The sequence below is a fragment of the Serinibacter salmoneus genome, from assembly GCF_002563925.1.
Lineage (GTDB): Bacteria > Actinomycetota > Actinomycetes > Actinomycetales > Beutenbergiaceae > Serinibacter > Serinibacter salmoneus.
Window position 1 is genome coordinate 747,953 of record NZ_PDJD01000001.1, and the last position, 24,338, is coordinate 772,290.

Annotated in this window: 23 protein-coding genes; 14 read left to right on the forward strand and 9 right to left on the reverse strand. The window is 70.6% G+C overall.

The features are described 5' to 3' along the window. The first annotated feature begins 8 nt into the window (after window positions 1-8). Window positions 9-959 (forward strand): GlxA family transcriptional regulator, encoded by a 951-nt coding sequence (locus ATL40_RS03225; RefSeq protein ID WP_098468282.1) that lies wholly within the window; start codon window positions 9-11, stop codon window positions 957-959. 855 nt (window positions 960-1,814) lie between these two features. Here the strand turns inward: ATL40_RS03225 and ATL40_RS03235 are convergent. Next, a complete protein-coding gene (locus tag ATL40_RS03235) occupies window positions 1,815-2,927 on the reverse strand; it encodes an O-antigen ligase family protein (protein ID WP_143556848.1) in 1,113 nt (370 codons plus the stop codon). 529 nt (window positions 2,928-3,456) lie between these two features. Between ATL40_RS03235 and ATL40_RS03240 the strand changes: the two genes are divergently transcribed. From ATL40_RS03240 to ATL40_RS14945, 7 genes are all read left to right on the forward strand, one after another. Further along, window positions 3,457-5,112 (forward strand): tyrosine-protein kinase domain-containing protein, encoded by a 1,656-nt coding sequence (locus tag ATL40_RS03240; protein WP_169925862.1) that lies wholly within the window; start codon window positions 3,457-3,459, stop codon window positions 5,110-5,112. A 150-nt stretch (window positions 5,113-5,262) separates the two neighbouring features. Further along, a complete protein-coding gene (locus ATL40_RS03245; protein WP_098468286.1) occupies window positions 5,263-6,354 on the forward strand; it encodes a hypothetical protein in 1,092 nt (363 codons plus the stop codon). A gap of 46 nt (window positions 6,355-6,400) precedes the next feature. After that, the gene (dapE, locus tag ATL40_RS03250; protein ID WP_211283053.1) at window positions 6,401-7,558 is read left to right on the forward strand and encodes a succinyl-diaminopimelate desuccinylase; all 1,158 of its coding nucleotides are present in this window, start codon (window positions 6,401-6,403) and stop codon (window positions 7,556-7,558) included. Then, window positions 7,555-8,316: an LOG family protein gene (locus tag ATL40_RS03255; protein WP_211283054.1), complete on the forward strand. Its 762-nt coding sequence runs from the start codon at window positions 7,555-7,557 to the stop codon at window positions 8,314-8,316. The genes dapE and ATL40_RS03255 overlap by 4 nt, the downstream gene beginning before the upstream one ends. A 162-nt stretch (window positions 8,317-8,478) precedes the next feature. Continuing rightward, window positions 8,479-8,646 (forward strand): DUF3117 domain-containing protein, encoded by a 168-nt coding sequence (locus tag ATL40_RS03260; protein ID WP_098468288.1) that lies wholly within the window; start codon window positions 8,479-8,481, stop codon window positions 8,644-8,646. A 435-nt stretch (window positions 8,647-9,081) separates the two neighbouring features. Beyond that, window positions 9,082-9,672, forward strand: coding sequence for a hypothetical protein (locus ATL40_RS03265; protein ID WP_098468289.1), 591 nt, complete (start codon window positions 9,082-9,084; stop codon window positions 9,670-9,672). Then, window positions 9,669-10,040: a hypothetical protein gene (locus ATL40_RS14945; protein WP_169925863.1), complete on the forward strand. Its 372-nt coding sequence runs from the start codon at window positions 9,669-9,671 to the stop codon at window positions 10,038-10,040. The genes ATL40_RS03265 and ATL40_RS14945 overlap by 4 nt, the downstream gene beginning before the upstream one ends. Window positions 10,041-10,109: 69 nt before the next feature. Here ATL40_RS14945 and ATL40_RS03270 read toward each other — a convergent pair whose 3' ends face one another. Then, the gene (locus ATL40_RS03270) at window positions 10,110-10,748 is read right to left on the reverse strand and encodes an O-methyltransferase (protein ID WP_098468290.1); all 639 of its coding nucleotides are present in this window, start codon (window positions 10,746-10,748) and stop codon (window positions 10,110-10,112) included. 105 nt (window positions 10,749-10,853) lie between these two features. On the opposite strand from ATL40_RS03270, the gene sigE reads away from it, so the two are divergent. The 4 genes from sigE (at window position 10,854) to ATL40_RS03290 (ending at window position 14,114) form a co-directional block, all read left to right on the forward strand. Continuing rightward, the gene (gene sigE, locus ATL40_RS03275) at window positions 10,854-11,438 is read left to right on the forward strand and encodes an RNA polymerase sigma factor SigE (RefSeq protein WP_245866659.1); all 585 of its coding nucleotides are present in this window, start codon (window positions 10,854-10,856) and stop codon (window positions 11,436-11,438) included. Further along, a complete protein-coding gene (locus tag ATL40_RS03280; protein WP_098468292.1) occupies window positions 11,435-12,391 on the forward strand; it encodes an anti-sigma factor family protein in 957 nt (318 codons plus the stop codon). Before sigE ends, ATL40_RS03280 begins: the two co-directional genes overlap by 4 nt. Further along, on the forward strand, window positions 12,384-13,565 hold the full coding sequence (locus ATL40_RS03285) for a S1C family serine protease (protein ID WP_245866662.1): 1,182 nt from the start codon (window positions 12,384-12,386) through the stop codon (window positions 13,563-13,565). The genes ATL40_RS03280 and ATL40_RS03285 overlap by 8 nt, the downstream gene beginning before the upstream one ends. Window positions 13,566-13,646: 81 nt before the next feature. Continuing rightward, a complete protein-coding gene (locus ATL40_RS03290) occupies window positions 13,647-14,114 on the forward strand; it encodes a twin-arginine translocase TatA/TatE family subunit (RefSeq protein ID WP_143556849.1) in 468 nt (155 codons plus the stop codon). 63 nt (window positions 14,115-14,177) lie between these two features. Here ATL40_RS03290 and ATL40_RS03295 read toward each other — a convergent pair whose 3' ends face one another. The 5 genes from ATL40_RS03295 to ATL40_RS03315 all read right to left on the reverse strand — a co-directional run bounded on the left by ATL40_RS03295 (window position 14,178) and on the right by ATL40_RS03315 (window position 19,193). Next, on the reverse strand, window positions 14,178-15,326 hold the full coding sequence (locus ATL40_RS03295; protein ID WP_098468293.1) for an Mrp/NBP35 family ATP-binding protein: 1,149 nt from the start codon (window positions 15,324-15,326) through the stop codon (window positions 14,178-14,180). 53 nt (window positions 15,327-15,379) lie between these two features. Beyond that, a complete protein-coding gene (locus tag ATL40_RS03300; protein WP_098468294.1) occupies window positions 15,380-16,219 on the reverse strand; it encodes an ABC transporter permease in 840 nt (279 codons plus the stop codon). Beyond that, complete coding sequence (locus tag ATL40_RS03305) at window positions 16,216-17,109, reverse strand: ABC transporter ATP-binding protein (RefSeq protein ID WP_098468295.1); 894 nt, start codon at window positions 17,107-17,109, stop codon at window positions 16,216-16,218. Before ATL40_RS03305 ends, ATL40_RS03300 begins: the two co-directional genes overlap by 4 nt. Before the next feature lie 82 nt (window positions 17,110-17,191). Continuing rightward, the gene (locus ATL40_RS03310; protein WP_098468296.1) at window positions 17,192-17,917 is read right to left on the reverse strand and encodes a DUF1003 domain-containing protein; all 726 of its coding nucleotides are present in this window, start codon (window positions 17,915-17,917) and stop codon (window positions 17,192-17,194) included. Next, window positions 17,910-19,193, reverse strand: a complete 1,284-nt coding sequence (locus ATL40_RS03315; RefSeq protein WP_098468297.1) for a magnesium transporter MgtE N-terminal domain-containing protein — start codon at window positions 19,191-19,193, stop codon at window positions 17,910-17,912. Before ATL40_RS03315 ends, ATL40_RS03310 begins: the two co-directional genes overlap by 8 nt. A 118-nt stretch (window positions 19,194-19,311) precedes the next feature. On the opposite strand from ATL40_RS03315, the gene ATL40_RS15165 reads away from it, so the two are divergent. Beyond that, on the forward strand, window positions 19,312-20,361 hold the full coding sequence (locus tag ATL40_RS15165) for a YflT domain-containing protein (protein ID WP_211283055.1): 1,050 nt from the start codon (window positions 19,312-19,314) through the stop codon (window positions 20,359-20,361). Between the two features lie 214 nt (window positions 20,362-20,575). Beyond that, window positions 20,576-21,127: a hypothetical protein gene (locus tag ATL40_RS03325; RefSeq protein ID WP_098468298.1), complete on the forward strand. Its 552-nt coding sequence runs from the start codon at window positions 20,576-20,578 to the stop codon at window positions 21,125-21,127. Between the two features lie 75 nt (window positions 21,128-21,202). On the opposite strand, the gene ATL40_RS03330 is transcribed toward ATL40_RS03325, so the two are convergent. Together ATL40_RS03330 and ATL40_RS03335 are read right to left on the reverse strand one after the other, a co-directional pair. Further along, window positions 21,203-22,645: a DUF2079 domain-containing protein gene (locus ATL40_RS03330; RefSeq protein ID WP_169925864.1), complete on the reverse strand. Its 1,443-nt coding sequence runs from the start codon at window positions 22,643-22,645 to the stop codon at window positions 21,203-21,205. Next, window positions 22,642-24,168, reverse strand: coding sequence for an aminopeptidase P family protein (locus tag ATL40_RS03335; RefSeq protein ID WP_098468300.1), 1,527 nt, complete (start codon window positions 24,166-24,168; stop codon window positions 22,642-22,644). Before ATL40_RS03335 ends, ATL40_RS03330 begins: the two co-directional genes overlap by 4 nt. Window positions 24,169-24,338 lie beyond the last annotated feature (170 nt).

A 24,338-nucleotide genomic window follows, 5' to 3' on the forward strand; every position in this document is an offset into this window, starting at 1 on the left:
ATTGCGCCATGACTGTCGTTGGTGTCCTGATTGGCCCCGGGCGACGCGCGTTCGATATCGCGGCGGTCAGAGAGGTCTATGGCGATCGCACCGACAGGGGGCTACCGTGCGCGGAGGTACGGCTTCTCGCCGCGGCATCCGTCACGGACCTTGACGGGGTCCAGTCCTTGCGGCGCACCCATCCTCTCGACGCGGTCGCCGGGCTCGATCTGCTCATCGTGCCTGGGAGCGATGATCCACTCCTCGAGCCGGCCACGATCGAGGTCGAGACTGTCGCCGGCGCGGCCGACGCCAGTGTGCCCATCGCCTCGTTGTGCACTGGGGCGTTCACGCTGGCGACCGCAGGCTTGCTCGAGGGCCGCGAGGCGACGACGCATTGGCGTTTCGCTGCACAGCTCGCCCGCAGATTCCCCAAGGTCAAGGTGCGCGAGCGCGACCTCTACTGCGGTGGTGATGGTGTCTGGACGTCCGCGGGGGTCACGGCCGGAATCGATCTGCTCCTCCACCTTGTCCGCCTGGATTGGGGCGCGGAGGCCGCCGAGATCGTCGCGCGGTCGATGGTCACTCCGGTCTTCCGACCGGGTTCACAGGCGCAGTATGCCGATACCGTGATGCCGAGGACGACGGCGCCGAGCGTCGAGCGATTGCAGCTTCTCGTGAGCGCTGACCTTCGCCGTCCATGGCCTGTCGTGGACCTGGCCGGAGCCTGCGCGATGTCGCCGCGCACGTTCCACCGCTGGTTCGCTGACCGAGTCGGAACGACACCGCTGACCTGGCTCAACGACCTCCGCGTACGGGAGGCACAGCGACTCCTCGAACAGACCGGACTCTCGGTCCTCGAAGTCGCCAATGCTGTGGGGTACGCCAGCGACGATCTGCTGCGAAAGCACTTCGGTCAACGGCTCGGCATCAGCCCGACAGGGCACCGGGCCGCGTTCCGCCGCACAACGCCGAGATAGCCCTCACACCCTCGTAGTCTGCGGCGATGCGCCGTGCGCCCAAAGGGTCGGACTTGCCGATCCCGTGGTTGTCCTTGGCGCTCATCCGCGCGGCCTCGACGACCCGGTAGCCCGCCGTCGTGACCGCGCGGGCCAGTTGGACCCGTAGGAGGCGGAGCACTCGATCACCCACAGCGCTTCGAGGTCGCTGCCGGTGCAGCGCCCCACCCAATCGAGCGCACGGGCCATCCCCGAGCTCGTGGCGGGGAACTCGGCGTCGACGACCTCGCCGTGAGGCGTCCCCAAGATCGACAGGGCGTGGTTGCGGGCGTGGGTGTCCACGCCGATGGCGATTGGGTGGTTGTGCGCGAGGATGGTCACAGCGGCTCAGGTCCTTCCTCTTCCGGGGCAACGGTCCGGCCACGAAGGGCGGCGCTGGCCCAGGGAGGAGTCACCACCGGACAGGACTGTGAATGAGTCCCAACGCCCGCGCGCGGGGCTGGACAACCTTCTGATCAGGTCACCGAGATGGGCCGAGGACAGCGCCGGCCACCCCACCGAGGCGGACACGTCGCTACCAAGGCACTCGCGAGCGCGGCCAGTCAGACACGGAGTCACGCCTCGAAAGGACAGCCGGGACCATCCTCAGCAGCGGGCCCCAGACCAGCCACCTGAAGACCTACAGTCAAGCACGTCGAGGTCTTCCTGGAAACTGGATCAGTAAGTTGGCGCTTCTGATCCTCGGCGTATGCCCCACTCACCGCGCCGAACCCCTCACTCCCCACCAGAACGACGAAGAGCCCCTTTGTGGGCCACGTTCGGCGGCGATGCTGCCAGGGTATCCGTAGCGCGCACAACGCCACGAGCAGGGCTCGGTCAGGTAGAGGGGTGCGTCGATTTCCTCGCACGTGTCGCGGGCTTTGGTGCTTGGTTCGACTCCGCTCCTCGCGTGGAGTTCTGGGCTGCGAGAAGCCCCAAGAATGCCCAAATGGGCAGGAACGTCCAGCTGGACTGAGTCGAGACGGCGATCGCGACGAACCCCGCAAGGGCGACGAGCACCGGGTGGACTCGACGAGCGGCCAGCGCGAGCGTCGCGATGAAGATGACGAAGGCTCCCAGTGCGATGAGCCCGAGCTCGGACGCGATGTGACCGTAGGCATTTTCTGCAATGGGTCGAGTCTGGGTGTTGTAGTAGCGCCACGGCAGTCGGTACTCGGAGGCGTACTGGTAAAAGTAGGCAGCGAACCGTCCTGGGCCTACTCCGAACAGGGGGTAGTCCTGTGCGATGGCGAATGCGACTTCGGCCTTCACGCTTCGGAGGTCTAGCGAGGCGGTCGCCCATGCATAGTCCGGAGCGAACTGCGTGAACCCAAGCTTGGCAAGTTGGCGCCCGACGACGGTCCCGAATGCTGGAACACTGAGCGCTGCGATCGCGAGGCCTGCTAGGACAGCAATCGTGGTGACCACGACTCGCGGGCGCGGCAAGAGTAGCAGTGCGGCAGCGAGGCCCGTCATGAGCCCGAGGTAGGCCGTAGTCGACTCAGAGAACAGCACCAAGGCGCCAGCGACGACGGCGCTCATCCAGTATCGCCGCCAGAGGCAGACGAGCAGTACTCCGCCCGCATAGAAGCCGAGCTGCTGACCTTCCAAGAATGGTCCGGACCGTAGCGACTCGAATGTGTCGTCCACGCCCTCGACGCGAAAGCCCAATTGCGCGAGCAGCGGGGCAGCGCCCACCCGTACGCCGACGTACTGGGCGAGAGAGGCCGCGCCACACAGCCAGACGGAGACCTGGAACGCTCGCGCGATTCGTTCCCTCGGTACCATCGCGAGAACGCCCCAGAAGCCCAGAGCGATCAGGCCGTACAGTGAGTACTGCGTGATGTCGACCGTGAGCGAGGTCGAGTAGGGGCGTGTCGAGGCATGTCCGTTGCGCACCGCGAGGTTCGTGACGAACGAAACACACAGAAGGCCCGCGAGGGCCAGCACAGCGAAGAGCGAGCCGGTTGGAGGGGGGAGCGCCTGGGCTTCGGGCCAAGTATGTACACGGCTACGCCTGCTGCGAGGAACACCTCGGTGCCCTTGAGGGGGAATCCTACTTGGAGAGTAAGCGCGTACTGGAACGGGATCACCGCGACAGCGGCGAGCACGAGTCGCTCGAAGAGTGGCCCGCGCGTGAAGAGCGATCGCAGCGACTCGCGACGCTCAGGGACGGGCGCGCTCTCGGCGACTGTCGCGTCCTCCACGACGGATGGGATCACCAGGCGGACTCCTCACTCGACGGCGGCTCGCTGCGCCACGGCGCTCAATCACGCGGGGGTCGCCGCGACCACCCTACTCTAGGCGGTGTGTCTCGCTACGGCCATCGGCAGAGCCATCTCTGGGGGTTGGGTGGCTCATGCAGCGCGCGATGTGATATGTCCGACGACCACTGGCTATTGCGTTCAAACGTGGCAGACTGTTGCCTTGCTTGGCGACGTCGCGGTGAGGTGCACCGAGGGCCGATTGAGGAGTGTTTGTGGAGTTCCTGGACTATGTGCGCGTCCTGCGCCGCCATTGGCTCGCGCTGGTGATCTGTTCGCTCGCCGGGGTGGCCATCTCCATGGCGTACACCCTTGTTCAGACTCCGGTGTACTCGGCGAACGCCTCGGGCTACGTCTCGGCCGGTGCCAGCGACAACGTCGCGCTCGAGAGTGCGAGCGAGTCACTGGCTCGTAGCCGTGCGGAGAGTTGGGTGACGATCGGGACATCGCGTGCGGTGGCCGAGCGCGTGATCGCGGAGGAGGGACTCAGCGTCTCGCCGGAGGAACTGGTTCAGCGGGTGAGCGTGAGCCAGGCGGAGTTGACTCCGGTGATCCGCGTGAGCGCCGAGGCATCGACGCCTGAGGACGCGCGAGACCTTGCGGACGCCTGGGTCTACGCGTTGTCAGCGGAAGTCGCGGAACTCGAGGGCGGCGAGGCTGATGGCGCCTCGAGTCTCACCCTGATCCCGATCGAGGCCGCTGCGCTGCCAACCCGCCCGATCTCGCCGAACGTGGAACTGGGCGTGGTCCTCGGACTGCTCGTCGGAGCGGTGGCCGGTGTCCTGTACGCGCTGATTCGCAATCAATCGGACAAGAAGTTGCGCACGATCGAGGCGCTGCGAAGGGCTACCAACTCCAGCGTGCTCGGCGCCGTCCCGACGGGGGATGTCACCAGTGCGTTGACCGGTCGTGAGGACCGCAGCAACGCCCCCACGCTCGAGGCGTTCCGCCGCATCCGCACGAACCTCCGGTTCATGAACGTGGACGATCCGCCTCGGGTGATCGTGGTCACGAGCGCCCTGCCTGGTGAGGGGAAGTCCGCTGTCGCCGCGAACATCGCGATCGCGATCGCGGAGAGCGGTCAGCGCGCCATCATCGTGGACGCGGACCTGCGCCGGCCCACCGTGGCGGACCGCTTCGGCCTCGTGGAGGGCGCCGGCCTGACCGACGTGCTGGTGCACGCCGCGGAGATCGACGATGTGATCCAGATCTGGCCGCACAGCCAGAACCTCGCCGTGCTGCCGGCCGGCTCCGCCCCGCCGAACCCGAGCGAGTTGCTCGGCTCCGACGTGATGCACGACCTGCTCATGGAGCTCAAGGAGCACGCGTTCGTGATCATCGACTCCCCGCCGCTGCTGCCCGTGACCGACGCGGCCGTGCTGACCGCCCGCGTGGACGGCGCCGTGCTCGTGGCCCGCGCCGGTGTCACCACGATCGATCAGGTGACCGCAGCGGCTGAGGACCTTGAGGCAGCCAACGGGCGACTGCTCGGAACGGTGCTCAACGCCGTCTCGAAGAAGTCCACCGGGTACCAGGGTGGCTACTACGGCGCCTACTACGGCGGCTACTACGGCTCCACCGACGGTCAGGGCCAGTCCCTCACCCCCGCCGGCACCAAGCGCCAGCGCCTGGGTCGTGACGCCAGCGCCGTCGGCGATTCTGCCTCCGCTGGGGCCTCGCCCTCGTCTGCTGAGCCGTCCGCAGCGGCCCCGGCCACGCAGGAGCCGCCTGTTTCGCCCGTGGCGCACGCTCCGGCGAGCTACCCGCCCGCCAGTGCGCCAGCAGCCTCCGGCGACCACGCGGTGCAATGGAAGCCCGTCACACCGAGCGGCGAGGCGGTGTCCACAACCCGGACTCGGCGGGATCGCTAGCGGCTCGCTCGCGTGCCAGCACCGGTCGCGGTGCCACGCGATACCAAACGGTGCTCCGATCGCGCCGGTGTCGCCAGACGCATAGCCTCGATCCAGCGGGGGCGTTGTCAGACTCCACCAGGAGTTCGTCGACAGCCCAAGGAGGCCTTTGTGACCAGTCCTCAGCCCAACCGCCGCGCCCTCATCCGAGGGGCTGCGTGGTCCGTGCCGATCGTGGCGGCCACCGCTTCCGCTCCGGCCCGCGCCGAAACGAGCGGGCCGTGCCCAGCGGATGTCGTACTACCCATCCCCGAGATCGATGACATCCGCGTCGACGCTGCTGACGGCGCCTCCTCCTTTTACACCGTGGAACCCGGCATCACTCAGATCGACTTCACCATCGCCGGTGGGCGAGGCGGGGCGTCGCCCTTCGCGGCAGGCGGGGGCGCAGGGCTCATCCAGGGGTCCTTCTCCGTCGCCGAGAACGACATGGTGACCTTCGTCGTGGGCCAGGGCGGATTCGGGCAGCGCAGCACAGGCTCCACGAACACCGGTGGCCGCGGATTCGCGGATGGTGGTGACGTGCCGGCGCCGGGCGGCGCAGGTGACACCGGGACCAGCGGAAGCGGTGGCGGCGCCTCCGCAATCCTGCTCAACGGCACGCCACTGGTCATCGCCGGTGGCGGTGGCGGCGGGGGAATGCTCGAGGGAGTGAGCCCCGCGAGCTGGGAATGGAGCTACCCGTCCTCGCCGAGCACCCACGCCGGCGCCTTCGGGACTGCGGCAACCAGTTCGGTCATCTCCCGATCGGGGGCGGGGTCCGGGCAGCCCTCCGGGCTGATCACCGTCTTCCCCGGGGGTAACGCGACCGACGCCGCGGTAGGCGTCCCGTCCGCAACGGCGGCCACCTCGACGTTCACCGCGGGTGAGCTGGTCGATCCCGTAGTCGGCCTGCCGGGAGCCGAAGGCGGCTCGGGCGGGGCCGGGGTCGCCAGTGCGGTCTCCGCGACCTCGGCTGGGCGCTTCTCGGTGGGCTCCGGCGCCGGTGGCGGCGGGTACCGGGGCGGGGCGAGCGGCAGTTCCGTAGCCTTCTACTACGCGAGTCCGCTGGGGGACCTGGCTTGGAGCATTGGTGGCAACGGTGGCGCGGGATCGAACTTCATCAGCACCTCGGTCACGATTGTTTCGGTGGGCACCACCGAGTTCAGCACCATCCAGCAACGGGTCCCCGGCTTCATCACCGCCACGGCTCGCTGCGTGTAGGAGCCGGTGACTGCGGCAGAGCTCGGTCGCATCGTAGGCTCACACGGTGAGCGAGACACGTGAGCCAGCGGACCTGACACCGCACCTGTCCGACCCGGTGGCGCTCACGCGCGCCATCTGCGACATCCCCTCCGTCAGCGGGGACGAGCGGAACCTGGCGGACGCCGTCGAGGCGGTGTTGCGCGCCCAGGCGCACCTCGAGGTGCTCCGCGACGGTGACGCCGTGCTCGCCCGCACCCGCCTGGGCCGCACGAGTCGGGTGGTGATTGCGGGGCACCTCGACACCGTGCCGATCGCAGGGAACCTGCCCACGCAGCTGCGCACCCTTGAGGGGGAGGGTGAGGTGCTGTGGGGGAGAGGCACCGTGGACATGAAGGGGGGCGTCGCCGTCGCCCTCCACCTGGCGGCCACCCAGCCTGCACCGGCCCTGGACGTCACCTACGTCTTCTACGACCACGAGGAGGTCGAGGCCACCAAGAACGGGCTCGGGCGGGTCGCGGCCAACCACCCCAACTGGCTGGCCGGGGACCTGGCGATCCTGGGTGAACCCACGGGCGCGCACATCGAAGGTGGATGCAACGGCACCATCCGCATCGAGATCGCCACCACGGGCACGACCGCGCATTCCGCGCGCGCCTGGCGCGGCCACAACGCCGTGCACGATCTGGCTCCGGTGCTCGCCGCGCTGGCGGCACACGAGAGCGAGACCGTGACGGTGGACGGACTCGACTACCGCGAGGGACTGAACGCCGTGTTCGTCACCGGCGGCATTGCGGGCAACATGATCCCCGACCGCGCCACCGTCACCGTGAACTACCGGTTCGCCCCCTCGCGAGACGCCGCCGAGGCGGAGGCGTACGTCCGCGCGGTCTTCGCCGACATCCCCGGGCTCACCTTCACCGTCACGGACCTGTCCGAGGGTGCCCGCCCTGGCCTGGACCACCCCGTGGCGCAAGGCTTCGTGGAGGCGGCACGCGCGGCCACCGGCGCGCAGGTGAATCCCAAGTACGGCTGGACCGACGTCGCGCGGTTCTCCCGCCTCGGCGTTCCGGCGCTGAACTTCGGGCCCGGCGACCCGATGCTCGCCCACGCCGATGACGAACGCTGCCCGACGGCGCAGTTCACCGCCGTGGCCGACGCCCTGGCCGCATGGCTGGGCCGAGCGCCAGGCGCCGCAGCACCGCAGGAGAAGGAGGACGCATGAGCACGCCCGAGCGCGAGAGGTCGGCCCGGCGCGAACGGCAAGCGGGCCGCGTCATGCTGCGCGGAGAGCAGGTCCCCGAGACCACCACCGATGAGCGCCTGCTCTCTGGGGGCAACGGCGCCGACTGGTTGCACGCCGACCCCTGGCGGGTGCTGCGCATCCAGTCCGAGTTCGTGGAGGGCTTCGGCGCCCTGGCCGAACTGGGGTCCGCAGTCTCCGTGTTCGGCTCCGCACGGCTGACGGAGGGCGAACCGGAGTACGAGGTCGCCCAGGAGATCGCACGTGAACTGGTGCGGCACGGCTACGCGGTGATCACCGGCGGTGGGCCCGGTCTCATGGAAGCGGCGAACAGGGGGGCGCGGGAGGCGGGCGGGCAGTCCGTGGGACTGGGCATCGAGTTGCCCTTCGAGCAGGGCATGAACGCGCACGTGGACCGCGGAGTGAACTTCCGGTACTTCTTCGTGCGGAAGGTCATGTTCGTGAAGTACGCCACCGGCTTCATCGTGCTGCCCGGGGGATTCGGCACCATGGACGAGCTCTTCGAGGCGATCACCCTGGTGCAGACCGGCAAGGTGCGCAGATTCCCGATCGTGCTGGTGGGCCGGGAATTCTGGGGCGGGTTGCTGGAGTGGATCCGCACCACCCTGGCGGCGCGAGGTCTGATCGGCGAGATGGACCTCGACCTGCTGCACGTGGTGGACGATCCGGTCGAGGCGGTCGCGTACGTGCGGCGCGTGGCGGCCGACCTGGCGGAGTAGCAGCAGCGGAGTGGGCGCAGCGGAGTGAGCCGCGCCACGTTCCTCGGGGCGTGCGGAGTACACTGGTGTTCATCACGCGTCAGCGGGGCTGTGCCCCGCCGGCCGTGCACTGCAATGGCAGACCACCAGGTCAGGCCCATGACGACGGAGGGATTTACCGCGATGGCCGCGATGAAGCCGAGAACCGGTGACGGACCGATGGAAGTCACCAAGGAGGGTCGCGGCATCGTTGTCCGCATCCCCGTCGACGGCGGAGGGCGGCTCGTGGTCGAGCTGAACGCCGAGGAGGCGCAGTCCCTGTACTCCGAGCTCAACGGGGTCGTCGGCTGAGCACACGCCCCCACTCCTGGACAGCGAGGCGGGGGCCGACCGGGCGTATGCCCGGTCGGCCCCCGCCTTCTTGCGGTCGACATCGCCACCTGCGCTGACCAGGAGTGGGCTGCGCCTGCGCGCCCGCGCCCGGGTTCACCCCTCAAATCACCCGTTTTCACCCCTCGAATCACCCGTTGGCGGCATCCGACGGGTGGTGCGTGATGGAAGGCTAGCCAGCGATCGAGGACGCTGTGGCCAGTCCGGCCCAGACGCACCCATCACAACGATCGCACTGATCTCACCGAGGGGATGGTTCTTACGATGACTGCTGACGGAAACCAGAGGGGAATATCACGGCGCGGCATCACCAAGTCGGCGGTGTGGTCGGTTCCTGTCGTGGCGGTCGCTGCTGGCGCGCCGGCGCACGCCCAAGCGTCCCAGCCCTGTACGCCGGTGTCCTACCCGGCTCCGGTGCCGGACGGGCAGGCGCGCACCGAGACGACCTGGACCGTGCCCGCGGGTGTCACCTCGGTCACTTTCGCGGTCGCCGGCGGCGGCGGCGGCTACTCCAACGCGCTCGGTGCTGCCGGCTCGGGTGCGCTCATCACCGGCGAGATGGCTGTCACGGGTGGCCAGGTGTTGACACTCATCACCGGAGCAGGCGGAATCGGCAACGCCACCCAGGAGGCGCTCGGCGGTGGCGGCTACGGTAACGGTGGCGACGTCGTCAACCCCGCCGGGCCCAGCGGGACCAACTTCGGGGGGAGCGGTGGAGGTGGTTCGGCGATCCTGCTCGCTGGTTCGCCGCTCGTCGTCGCCGGCGGCGGCGGGGGGAACGGCTCCTTTGCGCAGTTGAACACGGCGCCGAGCATGGCGTGGGGAACGTCTGGCGCAGTGGGAGGTACTCCCTGGCACCACGGTGGCGGTCAACTCGCGACGATGGAGAATTACCCGAACCAGTGGCTCGTGGCCCCTGGCGGACTGTCCGCCCTGGCCGGTGGTGCGGGGGGTGCCGGGGGGCAGTGGCAACCGCCAGCACTGTGACTGGTCTCGGGATCGAGTTCTCCGAGCGTCAGCTTCGCGCCGGCTCGGCGGGATCCGCGGGCCCCTCGGGCAACGGCGGGAACGGCAGTGGTGTCGACGTCCTTGCGGGTAGCAGTGTCACGCACGTCGTCTCCGGTGCCGGAGGCGGTGGCTACGGCGGCGGGGGCAGCGGTGCTGCCGGCTCGCTCCGAGCGGATGGGAGCGGCGAGGTCTCTCGGATCGGTATCGGTGGCGGTGGTGGGGGTGGTGGCAATTTCGTGGCCGCCGGAATCGTCGCCACACGAGGTGCGGCCGGCAACGGCGGCACGGCCCGTTACGTCCGCAACCCGGGGTACATCACCCTCACCTATTGCGTGCCGGGGTACTAGGCCTCCAGGCACGTCAGACAGAGGTCAGGACTGGGAGAAGAAGCGCAGCGGGGCGTGCGCGCGGAGGGCTCAGCGCTTGACGGCCACCAGGACCCCACCGCCGGTGGGCAGGAGCGTGGCATGCAGGCCCTCGTCCTCCATGACGGTGCGGATCACCTCGCGCATCGCGACCGTGTCGGAGTCCCGGCGGGCCGGATCGGCGACCTTGTCGCCCCACAGCGCCTCGGTGACCACCACGGTTCCCCCCGGGCGCAGGAGGCGCTTGGCCTGAGCGAGGTGATCGGCGGCGTCGGTCACCTCGGCGTCCACGAGCACCAGGTCGTAGTTGCCGTTCGCCAGGCGGGGCAGCACGTCCATGGCACGTCCACCGATCGTGCGGGTGCGGGAGGAGGCGATCCCCGCGGCCGCGAACGCCCGGCGGGCCTCGCGCTGCAGGTCCACCTCCACATCAATGGTGGTCAGCACGCCGTCGCTCGCCATGCCGGCCAGCAGCCACGTGCCGCTGACCCCGGTTCCGGTGCCGACCTCCACCACGTGCTTGGCGCGGGCCATGGCCGCGAAGGTCTCCAGGAGTGCGCCGGTCGCCGGGGTGACGCACTCGATACCCGCCTCCGCGGCCGCGGCGCGCGCCTGCTGCGCGGCCTCGCTCTCGACTGCCAACCCCTCGGTGTACACCCAGTTCTGCGCCTTGGCGCTCGATCCCGCCATGGGGACTCCCTTCGTCTGGGAACCATCCTAGGCAGTCCAGCGTTTTCACAGGTGCCGCTCGTAGACTTGAACACCGAGATCCGAGGGCCGAGGAAGGGCAGGGTCGTGGAGACCGAAGACTGGCAGCCACCCACGTGGGATGCCGTGGTGCGCGACTACTCGCCCCAGGTGTACCGGCTCGCCTACCGCCTGACCGGGCAGCAGGCGGATGCGGAGGACCTCACGCAGGAGGTCTTCCTGCGCGTCTTCCGCTCCCTGGACCGCTACCAGCCGGGCACGTTCGACGGCTGGCTGCACCGGATCACCACCAACCTCTTCCTGGACCAGGTGCGCCGCAAGTCCCGCAACCGCACCCAGGCCCTCGGTGAGTACGAGGCGGACGTGCCACGTGCCGCGCGCGCGGACGAACCCGAGCGCGGCTTCGAGATCGGCAACCTGGATGTGGACGTGCAGGCCGCGCTCGCCCAGCTCGCTCCGGAGTACCGCGCCGCCGTGGTGCTGCGTGACATCGAGGACCTGCCGTATGAGGAGATCGCGGACGTGCTCGGCATCTCCATGGGTACCGTGCGCTCCCGTATTCACCGTGGGCGGGCCAAGCTGCGTGAGATGCTCGCGCACCGCGACCCCCAGGTGGCCGGGTCCGGCGACGGCTTCCTGACCGGCCCACGGGCCGCGGGGGTCGCTCCGTGATACCCGACTTTCTGCGCCTCGGGCACGTCGGCACCGATCTGGGGCCGTACGTGGACGGGACGCTGGAGCCGGCCCGCCGCGAGCGGCTGGACCGGCACGTGGCGCACTGTTCGCGCTGCTCCTGCGAGGTCTCCGAGGCGCGACGCCAGCGCGCACTCACCGCATCCCTGGGGGCGCCCGAGGTGCCGGCGAGCCTGCAGGAACGGCTCCTGCAGCTCTCCTGTGGCCAGGTGCCGGCGCCCGCACCGTGGGCCGATTCCCGACGGCGCAGCCGTGGCATCCGCATGGCCGTGACCGTGACGGTCGCGAGCGTGACCGGTGTGGCCGTGGTGGGGGTCGGGACTCTCTACCTCGTGGGCGGCCGGCCCATGACCGCCACACCGGTGGGGCTCACCGCCGTGGCCGCGGCCGCCGTCACCGAGCAGGACGTGGGGCCGGTCGCGACCGGCGGGCAGGATGCGGGCGACCTCCTGGCGATGCTGGGCCTGGACGTGGCCGGCTCCCAGGCCCAGGACGAGGCCCACCTCCAGGACGAGGCCCAGGGCGACACCCCGGACCAGGCTGCCGGCGCCGCGCAGAGCGTGGCCACCAGTTGGCCCGAGGACTGGGGCAGGCCGGGCGACCTTCCGGAGGGCACCGTGCTGGTCTCGGCGGCGATGGTCACCGACCAGGTGCTGCGCGTGGAACTGGAGGTCGACGGCGAACCGGTGATCCTCCTGGAGGGCCGCGGCGACCTCGACCTGGCCGGACTGGAGGTGGAGCGAAGTGTGAGACTGGGCGGTGTCGAGACGCACTTCGTGGAAGGCTGGTGGAATGCTCAGGTGGGACAGGAGATCGTGGCTCTTCACGGCAGCGACGAGGCATGCCATGCCGTGCTTGCCTCCTTCGAGGCGAGTTCGATGACGTTCGCCGAGCGCATCGAACGCGGCTGGCGGATGCTCGCCCGTGGTTGAGAGTTACGCGCGCACCCGTCCTCGCCGGCGGGGGGTCGCCGGCGGCACCGTCGCCGTGATCGCCGTGCTGGCGCTCCTGGTGGGGATGAGCGCCGGGCTCGCCCTGGCCCCCTGGTTCGGGATCGAGACCACCTCGAGCGGGCAGAGCTCGTCGAGTCCCTCCGATCCGCAGGGGGCATCCCAGCCGGACCCGCCCGAGTCCGGGTCGGTGCCGCAGACCCTGCTGCAGCCGGACCTCGAGGAGGACTCCCTCTACGACGTCGCGAGCATTGCAGCCACGGCCCTACCGAGCACCGTCTCGATCGAGGTAACGGGTGCCTCCTTCGCCGCCAGCGGCTCCGGGTTCGTGCTGCGGGAGGACGGCTACATCCTCACCAATGCGCACGTCGTCGCCGGATCGGAGGGCGCCGACCTCGTGGTCGTCTTCAGCGACGGTGAGCAGTTCCCCGCCACGATCGTGGGGGAGACGGTCGACTACGACCTCGCCGTCCTCAAGGTCGAGCGCGAGGGACTCACGCCGCTCGTGCTCGGCGACTCCGACGAGGTGGTGGTGGGGCAGCCCGTGGTCGCTGTCGGCGCGCCCCTGGGGCTCCAGGGCACGGTGACCACCGGGATCGTCTCGGCGCTGAACCGACCCGTGCTGGCCGGTGACCTCACCCAGACCTCCTTCATCAACGCCATTCAGACCGACGCCGCGATCAACCCGGGCAACTCCGGCGGCCCCCTGCTCAACCGGTCGGGGGAGGTGATCGGGATCAACTCCGCCATCGCGCAGGCCTCCACGCAGGAGGCATCCGGCAGCATCGGCCTGGGCTTCGCCATCCCCTCCAACCAGGCGCGGCGCACCGCTGAGCAACTGATCGCCGACGGGTTCGCGACCTACCCCGTGATCGGGGTGCTGCTCGACTCCTCCTACACCGGTGTGGGCGTGAAGGTGGTCGACGCGGAGGTCGACGGTGTGGCGCCGGTCACACCGGGTGGTGCCGCGGAGGCGGCGGGTATCGCCGCGGGCGACGTGATCGTGGCGATCAACGGTGTCCCGGTCACGGTGTCCGATGAACTCATCGTCGCGATCCGTGCGCACGCGCCCGGCGAGACGATTACGCTGACGGTGCGCGAGTCCTCCGGGGACCGCGACATCCAGGTGGTCCTGGGTGAGGCGCGCTCGCAGTAGCCGAGCCGCAGGTCTTGCGCTTCCCGTTGCGTGGGCGCACGGGATGGAATGGATAGTGAGCGTGGATAGGGTGCCGAGGTGATGGGCAACATCGGTGGGATGGAGATCGGGCTCATCCTGATCCTCGTTCTCGTGGTGATCGGGCCCGAGCGACTGCCGGGGTATGCGGCACAGATCGGACGCCTGGTACGCGAACTGCGCGCCATGGCCAAGGGCGCCACGTCTCAGCTCAAGGCCGAGATGGGTGACGACTTCGAGGAACTGCGCCAGTTCGACCCCCGGCAGTACGACCCGAGGCGCATCGTGCGGGAGGCGCTCGCGGACGACCCGCCGGCCTCCGCGGCACGGGCGCAGGCCACGTCGGCCGCCCGGGCCCGTGCTGCGGGAGCCCGCACCGCGGGCGCCGGCGCCATGGGTGCGGCCGCAGCTGCACCGGCCGAGCCCGCCGGCCCCGCGGGAACGAGGGAGGACTTCGCCGTCCGGCATGCCGACGGTATCGCCCGTACTACCGGTGATCGCCCCGTGCCCTTCGACGACGAGGCCACGTAGGGCATCAATCGCCTCGCGGTAGGTGCGGAAGTGCCTCGCGGTGGGTGCGGGAGTGCCTCGCGGTCAGATGACGCTGAGGCCGAGACGGCGGCCCGCCAGGCCGCGCTTCGCGGTGGCGAGGTGCTGTGCCAGGGTGCGCAGCGCCGTCGCCCCCTCCGTCTCGGATCCCGGCTCGGAGACCGCGATCCCCGCGACCGGGGCGCCGATGTCGCCACCCTGCCGCACCGTCATGTCCAGCGGGATCTGCGCGAGCAGCGGCACCTCGTGACCGAGCGCCGCGGTGAGCTGCTGCGCCACGGCGCTGCCGCCGCCCTCACCGAAGAGTTCCATGCGGGTGCCGTCGCTCTGGGTGAGCCAGGACATGTTCTCCACCACGCCGATCACCCGCTGCCGGGTCTGCTGGGAGATCGCGCCGGCACGCGCCGCGACGTCCGCCGCCGCCACCTGCGGGGTGGTCACCACCAGCATCTCCGCGCCGGGGAGCAACTGCGCCACCGAGATCGCCACGTCACCGGTGCCGGGGGGCAGGTCCAGCAGCAGCACGTCCAGGTCGCCCCAGTAGACGTCCGCGAGGAACTGCTGCAGCGCGCGGTGCAGCATCGGGCCGCGCCACACCACCGCTTGCCCCTCCGGGGTGAACATCCCGATCGAGATCACCTTCACGTCATGCGCCACGGGCGGCAGGATCATGTCCTCCACCTTCGTGGGGCGGTTCGTCACGCCCAGCATCCGCGGGATCGAGAAGCCGTAGATGTCGGCATCCAGCACACCCACGCGCAGGCCCTGCTGCGCCATCGCGACGGCGAGGTTCGCCGTCACCGTGGACTTGCCCACCCCGCCCTTACCGGAGGCCACCGCGATCACGCGGGTCAGGGACTCCGGCTGAGCGAACGGGATCACGGGCTCGGCCGCGCCGCCCCGCAGATGCGTGCGCAGGTCCGCGCGCTCCTGATCGGTCATCACGGTGAGGTCGACCGCGACGTCGCTGACGCCCTCGACCGCGCCCGCCGCCTTGGCCACGCTCGTGCTGATGGTGTCCTTCATGGGACAGCCACCGGTGGTCAGGGCGATGAGCACGCGCGCCACGCCCTCGGGCGAGACGGAGACGTCCTTCACCATGCCCAGTTCCGTGATCGGCCGGCGGATCTCGGGGTCGAGCACCCCGCTGAGCGCCTCCTGGATGGCGTCGGTCGTCGCTGTCTGGGAGGTCATGCTTCCAGTCTAGGCACGGGGTTCACGTGCTCGGCCGTGCCGTGGCAGATCGCTCAGGCATCACGCCGGATCCAACGGAATGTGAGCCGTGCCAGCACCGTGCCGACGATCAGCCACGCCAGCAGCACCGCCAGGGTGGCGCCGTGGGCCCAGGTCTCGCCCTGCTCGAGCACCACCATGTCCTGCGGCAGCAGCGCCGAACGCATCCCTCGGGCGAGCCAGGCCAGCGGGAAGACGTTCGCCACGTTCTGCACGGCGTCCGGCAACTGGAAGTTCAGCACGTACACACCGGAGATGAACTGCAGGATCAGCACGATCGGGATCACCACGGCGCTGGCGGAGCGGCCCGAGCGGGGCAGGGCCGACAGGGCGATGCCGAGCACGGCGCTGGCCGCCAGCCCGAGCACGAACACCCACGCGAACGTCAGCCAGCTCGCGGCGTCGCTCGGGAGGGTGACGTCGAACAGCAGCACCGCCACCGCGAGGATGAGCGCGCACTGCCCGATGCCGGTCATGAACACCTGCCCGAGCTTGCCCAGGAAGTACGTCAACGGGCTCATCGGGGTGCCGCCCAACCTCTTCAGGCGCCCGTTGTACTTCTCCTGGGCGATGTCCACCGCGAGGTTCTGCACCCCGGACAGCAGCAGTCCGGCGGCCACGATCCCGGGCAGGTAGTAGGTGGCCATCGACAACGCCCCGGGGGCGGGCTCGTCCAGCATCCCGGTGGTGGGGGAGAGGTAGCCGGTGAAGATCGAGGAGAAGATCGTCAGAATCAGCACCGGGAACAGGAAGGTGAAGAAGACCGTGTCGCCCTGGCGGAAGTAGCCGCGGATCTCGTACGCGATGCGGGTGCGGGCCAGGCCGATCGGTCCGGGCAGCGTGGACTCGCTCATGCCACGTCCTCCGTCCCGGTCGCGGCGCCGGCCGCGTGCGCCGCCACCATGTCGAGGTAGATCTCCTCCAGGTGGGGCCGGCGGATCTCCAGGTCACGCGGCTCACCCAGCCGCGCGGTGAGCTCGGCGACCAGCGCGGCGGGGGCGGGGGTGCGCTGAGAGTGGGCCTCGCCGTCGGGCTCGGTCCAGGAGACGATCGGGGTGCGCGCCGCATCGCCGCCGATCTCGCCCACCGGGCCGATCGCCCGCATCCGCCCACCGATGATGATGCCGACCCGGTCGGCGAGCTCGGCGGCCTCGTCCAGGTAGTGCGTGGTCAGCAGGATCGTGGTGCCATCGGCGGACAGGCCCCGGATCAGGCCCCAGAACTCCCGGCGCGCCTCGGGGTCGAACCCGGTGGTGGGCTCGTCCAGGAACAGCAACTCGGGGCGGCCGATGATCCCCAGGGCCACGTCGAGGCGACGGCGCTGCCCCCCGGACAGGGTCCGCACCTTCGCGTCGGCCTTGGCGCGCAGACCCACGGCGTCGATCACCTCCTGCACATCGCGCGGGTTCGGGTAGTAGTGGGACTGCTGGGTGATCTGCTCCCGCACGGAGTACACGCCGTAGACCTCCGACTCGGGCAGGTCCTGCAGCACGATCCCGATGCGGGAGCGCCAGGGGCGCCCGGCCGTGCCCGGATCCTCGCCGAGCACGCTGACCTGCCCGGAGGTGCGGCGCCGGTAGCCCTCGAGGATCTCCACGGTGGTGGACTTGCCCGCACCGTTCGGCCCGAGCAGGGCGAAGGTCTCCCCGCGGTGGATCTCGAAACTCAGGCCGTCCACGGCTCGGTGCTTCGGGTACTGCTTGTGCAGGTCGCTCACGCGGACCGCGGGTTCACCGGATGTCATGGTCCTAGCCTGACGCGGGCGGGGCCGGAGCGAAAGTGCGCAGGCCACACGACGAGGGGAACCGGTCCGCCGGCCCGCGTCCTCACTCCTCCTCCGGGGAGTCCGACTCCTGCTCCTCCAGGTAGGCCTGGAACTCCCGGCGGGCCTGGCGTTCCTTCCGCTTGCGGCGCTTGCGTTCGGCCGCGAGCTCGGCGCGGATCTCCTCGCGCACCTCGCTGCGCACCTCCGTGAGCACCTCACTGCGCAGTTCCCCGCGGATCTCGGTGCGGATCTCGTTGCGCACCTCGCGGCGCACCTCCTTGCGCACCTCCTTGCGGGTCTGCTCCCCGATGTCCTCCAGGAGTTCACGCAACTCCCCGCGCACATAGTCGCGGGTGGCGACGTCCTGCAGCGCCACGCGCAGCGAGGCCATCTCGCGGGCCAGGAACTCCGTGTCGGCGAGGTTGCGCTCCGTGCGCTGCCGGTCCTGCTCGGCGGCCACGCGGTCGCGGTCGGTCTGCCGGTTCTGGGCGAGCAGGATCAGCGGCGCGGCGTAGGAGGCCTGCAGGGAGAGCATGAGGGTCAGCGCGGTGAAGCCGAGCGCGGCGTCGTCGAACCGCATCTCCTCGGCGGCCAGGGTGTTCCACCCGATCCACACCAGGCAGAACACCGTCAACCAGATGATGAAGCTCGGGGTCCCCAGGAACCGGGCGATGGATTCGGCCACCTGACCCGCGCCGTCGTCCCCACCCACCGCGCGGCGGCGGTTGACGAACGGGTTGCGGGACTTGTGGAGCGGCGTGTCCAGCCGGGTGCGCTGCTCAGCCACGCTCGCCCCCCGGGGTCAGGGAGGCGTCGGTGACGTCCTCATCGGCATCGCGCCAGTCATCCGGGAGCAGCCGGTCCAGCACGTCGTCCGCGGAGACGGCGCCCAGCAGCCGCTTCTCCGGATCCAGTACCGGCAGCGCCGCCATGTTGTAGGTCGCCATCAGTCGGGTCACCTTCCCCAGCGGATCGGTCGGGAGCACGTACTCCACATCGGAGTCCAGGATCGTGCCGATGGAATCGTGCGGGGGTTCGCGCAGCAGCGCCTGCAGGTGCACCACCCCGAGGAAGCGCCCGGTGGGGGTCTCCAGCGGGGGGCGCACCACGAACACCACCGTGGCCAACGTGGGCACGAGGTCGCGGCGGCGCACGTGGGCCAGCGCGGTGGCGATGGTCGACTCCGGGCCGAGGATCACCGGCTCGGTGGTCATCAGACCACCGGCGGTGTGCTCGTCGTAGGCCATCAGGCGCCGCACGTCCGCGGCCTCCTCCTCATCCATGCGCTCCAGCAGTTCGCGCGCGGCATCGTCGGGGAGTTCCTGGACCAGGTCGGCCGCGTCGTCGGGCTGCATCACGTCCAGCACCCGGGCCGCACGGTCGGTGTCCAGGGTGGTGAGGATCTCCACCGCGTCCTCGTCGGAGAGCTCCTCCAGCACATCGGCCAGGCGCTCGTCGTCGAGTTCCTCGGCCACGGCGATGCGGCGCTCCGGCGGCAGATCGTGCAGCACGTCCGCCACGTCCGCGGCCTTCTGCCCCTCGAGCTTGGCCAGCAGGGAGGCGGCGCCCTGGTCGGTCTGCTGCTGGGTGAGCCCGGTGACGGAGTCGGCGTCCACCATGAGGGTCTCACCGCGGCGCCACAGCAGGCCGGGCGCGTGCCGGCGCACGAACAGTTTGGTCACGTCCCAATCGCGGCCCTGCCGCAACTCGAAGGCGAGGTCCTCCACCTTGCCGGTACCGCCGCCGTCCCGGGGGGAGAGGGTCACTTCCTTGTCGAGGATCTCCCCGAGCACCTGACGCTCGGCGATCCGGGGCTCGAACCGGCGCATGTTCAGCAGCCCGGTGGTGATCACCGATCCGGAGTCCATGCTGGTCACGCGGGTCAGGGGCACGAAGACGCGGCGTCTGCCGGCGACCTCGACCACCAGACCCACGGCGCGCAGCCGTCCGTTGGCGCGGGTGATGACGACCACGTCGTGAACCTTGCCGACCCGGTCACGGTTCGGGTCGAACACGCCGGTCCCGGCCAGCCTGCCTGCGAAGACGCGCGTTGGGGTGCTCACGGTCCCAGGGTAGGGCGCGGGTACGGGCCAGCGGCCCTGGTGCGGCAGTTCCGCCCCCTCGCGAGGCTCTCCGATTCCTCACATCGCTTTCCCAGGACGCGCGGGGGACAATGGACGCATGGCATTCGGCAGTCCACGCACCCCGGGCGTTCCCACTCCTCCCCAGGGGGAGGAGATCGCCTCCTTCGCGACCTACCTGGAGGCGCAGAAGGCGGTCGACGTGCTCGCCGACAGCAACTTCGCGGTCCGTGCGGTCACGATCGTGGGGACCGACCTGAAGATGGTCGAGCGCGTGACGGCGCGGCTCACCTACCCGCGCGCGGCCCTGGGAGGCGCCCTCTCGGGGATGTGGCTCGGCCTGTTCGTGGGCCTGATGTTCGGGCTGTTCGCGAACTCGCTCGGCAACGTGATGGTCACCGTGCTGACGTGTGCGGCGATCGGCGCGGCCTTCGGGATGTTCCTCGCGGTGGTCAGTTACGCGCTCTCGGGTGGTAAGCGCGACTTCACCTCCCAGTCCCAGGTGGTCGCCTCCCGCTACTCGGTGCTGTGCCTGCCCGACCTCGCGCCGGACGCCCGCGACCACCTGCGCCAGCAGGGCATCGCGACCACGTCGCACGCCGTGGCCCAGCGTGGCGGCGCCGCCGGGGCGCCCACTGCTGCGGCCCGGCCCGCCCAGCCGGCCGTGGTGGCCAGGCCCGTGGAGCGGCCGGCAGGCCCACCCCGCTACGGCGCACGGCAGGAGGATGTGCCGGGCGCCGCAACCGGTGGATCGCCCGCGGCGGGGGACTCCACGGCGCAGCCAGGCCCGGGCGCAACGCACACCCCGGCACCGCGGGCCGGTGCAGCCGATAGCGGGCCCCTGGGCGCCCCGCGATACGGGCAGCGCGTGCAGGACGGCGCACCGGCCGGTGCCCCGGCCATGAGCAAGACCGACCCGGCGGCGGCGCAGCACCCGCAACCGGTCGCGCACGCGGCGCCCTCGCCGTGGGGCTACCCGCCGGCCGCGCGCGCTCGCCGCGAGGGAGCAGCGGGTGCGGGCACACCGGCTGCGCAGGCGCCGCAGTACGGGCAACGGACCATGCCCGCCGCCGACCCCGCCCAGCCGCAGGGTGAGCCGCAGGGGGACATGGACGTCGACGATAACGACGACACCACATCTGGACGTTAGGCGCATCGAGGAGCCACAAGAAGGCGTAGGGGCGCCCTTCGTCGAGGCTGTGGGGGAGATCACACGCCGATTCGGCGCAAACGGGCCATGAGCATGGGAGCGGTCCCATATCATCGGAAGTCGAATTCCGGTTTGCTTCGCAGGTCTCCAGCGGCGCCGATGCCCCGGCATCGACGTGACCTGCGTCCCCCACCGCCGCAGAAGGATCCCCCCTATGACCCGCACCATCTCCCGTCGCTCCGTGCTGTCCGCGGCCGCCTGGTCCGCACCCGTGGTCGCCGTCGTGGCCGCAGCGCCCGCCTACGCCGTGGACTCCACCACGGCCAAGAACTACGGCGAGGCGATCGTGGTCACCCACGACCCGAACGTGGGGACCAACGGCCAGCGCGCGATCTTCCTCTACGGCGCACAGGTCGACTACCAGCCCGAGGCCATCGAGGCCGCCTGGGCCGGCCAGAACCCCTATCCCAGCCAGGTGTGGAACGCCTTCCCCGCCGCGTTCATGGTGACGTGGCGTGTGGCCGTCTACGACGCCACCGGCGCCCACCTCGGCAACCTCTACGAGGGCACCGACCAGGTCGACGCCCACGAGCACCAGCAGGCGACCAACTCCCGGGGCTTCCCGGTGTCTGCGGCCGGCACCTACACGGTCACCACCGAGGTCCTGGCCATCACCCCGGTGGAGATGGACGTGGCGGGAGTCGGGCCCACCACCTTCCTGCCGCCGCTGCCGGCGCCGCGGAGCGCGACCATCAAGGTCAACTGAGCGCACAGCTCGACGCTGCTCGACTTGACTCGGCGCGGCCCGCACCCGGTGCGGGCCGCGCCTTCCTGTTCCCGCCTACTCCGGGCGAGCCACCCCGAAGGAGCCCTGCTCCCAGGTGTTCACCCACCCGATCTGCGGGTGCTTGCCCGCGGCATAGGCCGCCACATCCTCCGGCGGCTGCGAGAACACACCCGATGCCGCGTTGAGCACCATCACGTCCGGAACGCTGTTCGCGTTCCCCAGCCACAGCACCTGCGCGCGCGGCGCCAGGTAGGCCATCAGCGTGATGTCGGTCTCCACCCGCTCCCCATCCGCGACCTGCGCCTCGGCCGCCCGGGCGTTCGCCGCCAGGTCGCTGTCCCGCCAGGTCTCCGGCTTCGTCAGCGACCACAGCGAGAAGGAGGGGAGCATCACCAGGGCGATCACCGCCGTCGCGCACGAGACCACGGGAACCACGGGCAGCGGTGAGCGACCCCGCCAGGAGGCCCGCAGCGAGAGGAGGCCATCGGCCAGCGCGAGGTACATGATCGGCGCCAGTACCGCCCCGTAGTGGAACGCGGTGCCCCAGTGGAACTCCACGTCCGAGGCCACCCGCCACGCCAGGGTCGGCAGCGCGACCAACGCGAGGGGGGAGCGCAGGGACAGGCCGCAGGTCACCAGGATCGGCAGCGCGATCATGCCGAGCTTCTGGTCCAGGCCCGTGGTGAGTTGGGTGAGCGCGGCGCCGGGGTCGGAGAGGATCAGCGACGTGATCGAGTCGTCCGCGTAGTCCCACACGCCGCCGGTGTTCAGGGCGGGGAGCACCCACTGCGTCACCACCACGAAGCCGGCCACCCCGAGCGTCATCCCCGCCACGGCCCAGGCACGCTCCCCGCGGTCGCGGGCGCGCAGCAGCGCCACGAACCCGATCGCGGCGACCGTCAGCCCCAGGTCCTCCTTCACCCCGAGCAGCGGGAGGGACCACAGCACGGCGGCGCGCACCCGGCGCTCCAGCAGCATCCCCATGCTCAGGGCCAGGAGCGGCACCGCGAGCGCGATCTCGTGGAACTGCGCGGCCTGCGCCTCCACGATCAGGTAGCTCAGCCCGCTCGCCAGCCCGATCAGGGCGCCCCAGGCGCCGAGCGCCCGCACCGCGAACACCGTCACGATCCCGGCCCCGAGGCCGAACAGCACCGCCTGCACGGCGAGCAGGGTGAAGCCCGAGGGGTGCAACGCATAGAACGGGGCCAGCACCACCAGCAGGGGATGGAAGTGGTCCCCGAGCAGCATGAAGCCCTCGCCCTTGATCGGCACGATTGGGCTGCGCAGTTCCGCGTAGGCGCGCATCAGCTGGGTGAAGATCCCCAGGTCCCAACTGGGCACCTGGTACAGCGCCCACTGCCGCGAGGAGTAGAGCCACAGCAGAGCCGCCACCACGAGGGTCACCGCGGCGCCGTAGGCCAGCGGCGCGCGCGCCTGCGCGCGCGATCGCCGGCGTCCCCGACTGCCAGGGGGCGCCGCGGCGACGGCGTCGCTCACCGCTGGTGCTCGGCCAGCCAGGCCTCCACGCCCTCGGCGGTGCGGGGCAGCGCCGCGGAGAGGTTCTCCACGCCCTCGGCGGTCACCAGCACATCGTCCTCGATCCGCACCCCGATCCCGCGGTACTCCGCGGGGACCGCGAGGTCATCGGCCTTGAAGTACAGACCCGGCTCGATGGTGAACACCATCCCGGGGCGCAGCGGCGCGTCCATGTACATCTCGGCGCGGGCCTGGGCGCAGTCGTGCACGTCCATCCCCAGGTGGTGGCTGGTGCCGTGCGGCATCCACCGGCGGTGCTGCTGCCCCTCGGGGGTCAGCGCCTGCGCGGCTGGCACCGGGAGCAGGCCCCAGGTCTCCAGCCGCTGCGCGAGCACCGCCATCGCGGCCTCGTGCACCTCCCGGAACAGCACGCCCGGGCGGGCGGCGGCGAATGCGGCGTCTGCGGCGTCCAGCACCGCCTCGTACACCCGGCGCTGCACCTCGCTGAACCTGCCGTTGATCGGCACGGTGCGGGTGATGTCCGCGGTGTAGAGGGAGTCCACCTCCACGCCCGCGTCCAGCAGCAGCAGCTCGCCCTCGCGCACCTGCCCGTCGTTGCGGATCCAGTGCAGCGTGGTGGCGTGGTCCCCGGCGGCCGCGATCGTGTCGTAGCCGACCTCGTTGCCCTCCTCCCGGGCGGTGGTGGCGAAGGTCGCCTCGACCACGCGCTCACCCCGGTGATGGGCGACGGCGCGGGGCAGCTCCCGCGCCACCCGGCCGAACCCCTCCAGGGTGGCGGCCACCGCGAGGCGCATCTGCTCGATCTCGAACTCGTCCTTGATCAGGCGCTGCTCGGAGACCACCTGGGCCAGTTCGTCGTCGGCCTCGCGCTCCTCGAAGCTGGTCTGGCCATTCTCGGCGGCCACCACGTCCACCAGACTCGCCACGGCATCATCCGCCCCGCGGACCACCCGCAGGCTCACCCCGGGGGTGCCGGCGTCCTTGGCCAGCGCGTCGCGCAGTTCATCGATGTGGGCCGCGCGGATCCCGGTGAGGGCCTCGGCCTCCTGCAGCGTCCAGCGCGCACCCACCCAGAACTCCCCGTAGCGGGCGTCGGCGTAGAACTCCTCGGTGTCCCGCCCCGCCAACGGCCGGGTGTACAGCACCGCCTCGTGGTGCGCGGCGCCGTCGGGCAGCTCGTCATCGTTGCGGGCGTGCAGCACCAGCACCGCGTCCGGCTCCTGATCCGTGCCCAGCCCCGTGAGGTAGGAGAACGCGGTGTGCGGGCGGAAGGCGTAGTCGGTGTCGTTGGAGCGGACCTTCAGCGCGCCGGCGGGGATCACCAGGGTGTCGCCCGGGATCGCGGCGGACAGGGCCTCACGCCGGGCCGCCGCGTACGGGGCCGCCGGGCCGGCCTGCACGGGCTCGGCGGCGCGCGGCGCCCAGTTGCCGGCGATGAACTCGCGGAAGGCCTGCGAACTCGGGCGGCGGGAACGGTTCGCGTTCCGCTCCGTGATCGGCTGCTGCTCAGTGTTCTCGGACATGCCGCCCATCGTCTCACTGTGTGGCACTCGGCGGCGAGGTCCCGATTCGCGGCCGGAGCCGCGGGCGCGGCCCGCGCGGTGGGCGAAGCCGCTACCTGTGCCGCGGCTGAGACCGGAAGGAGCGCGGATCCTGGGAGTGCCTAGAGTGTGCTCGGCCCGCGCTCGCCGGC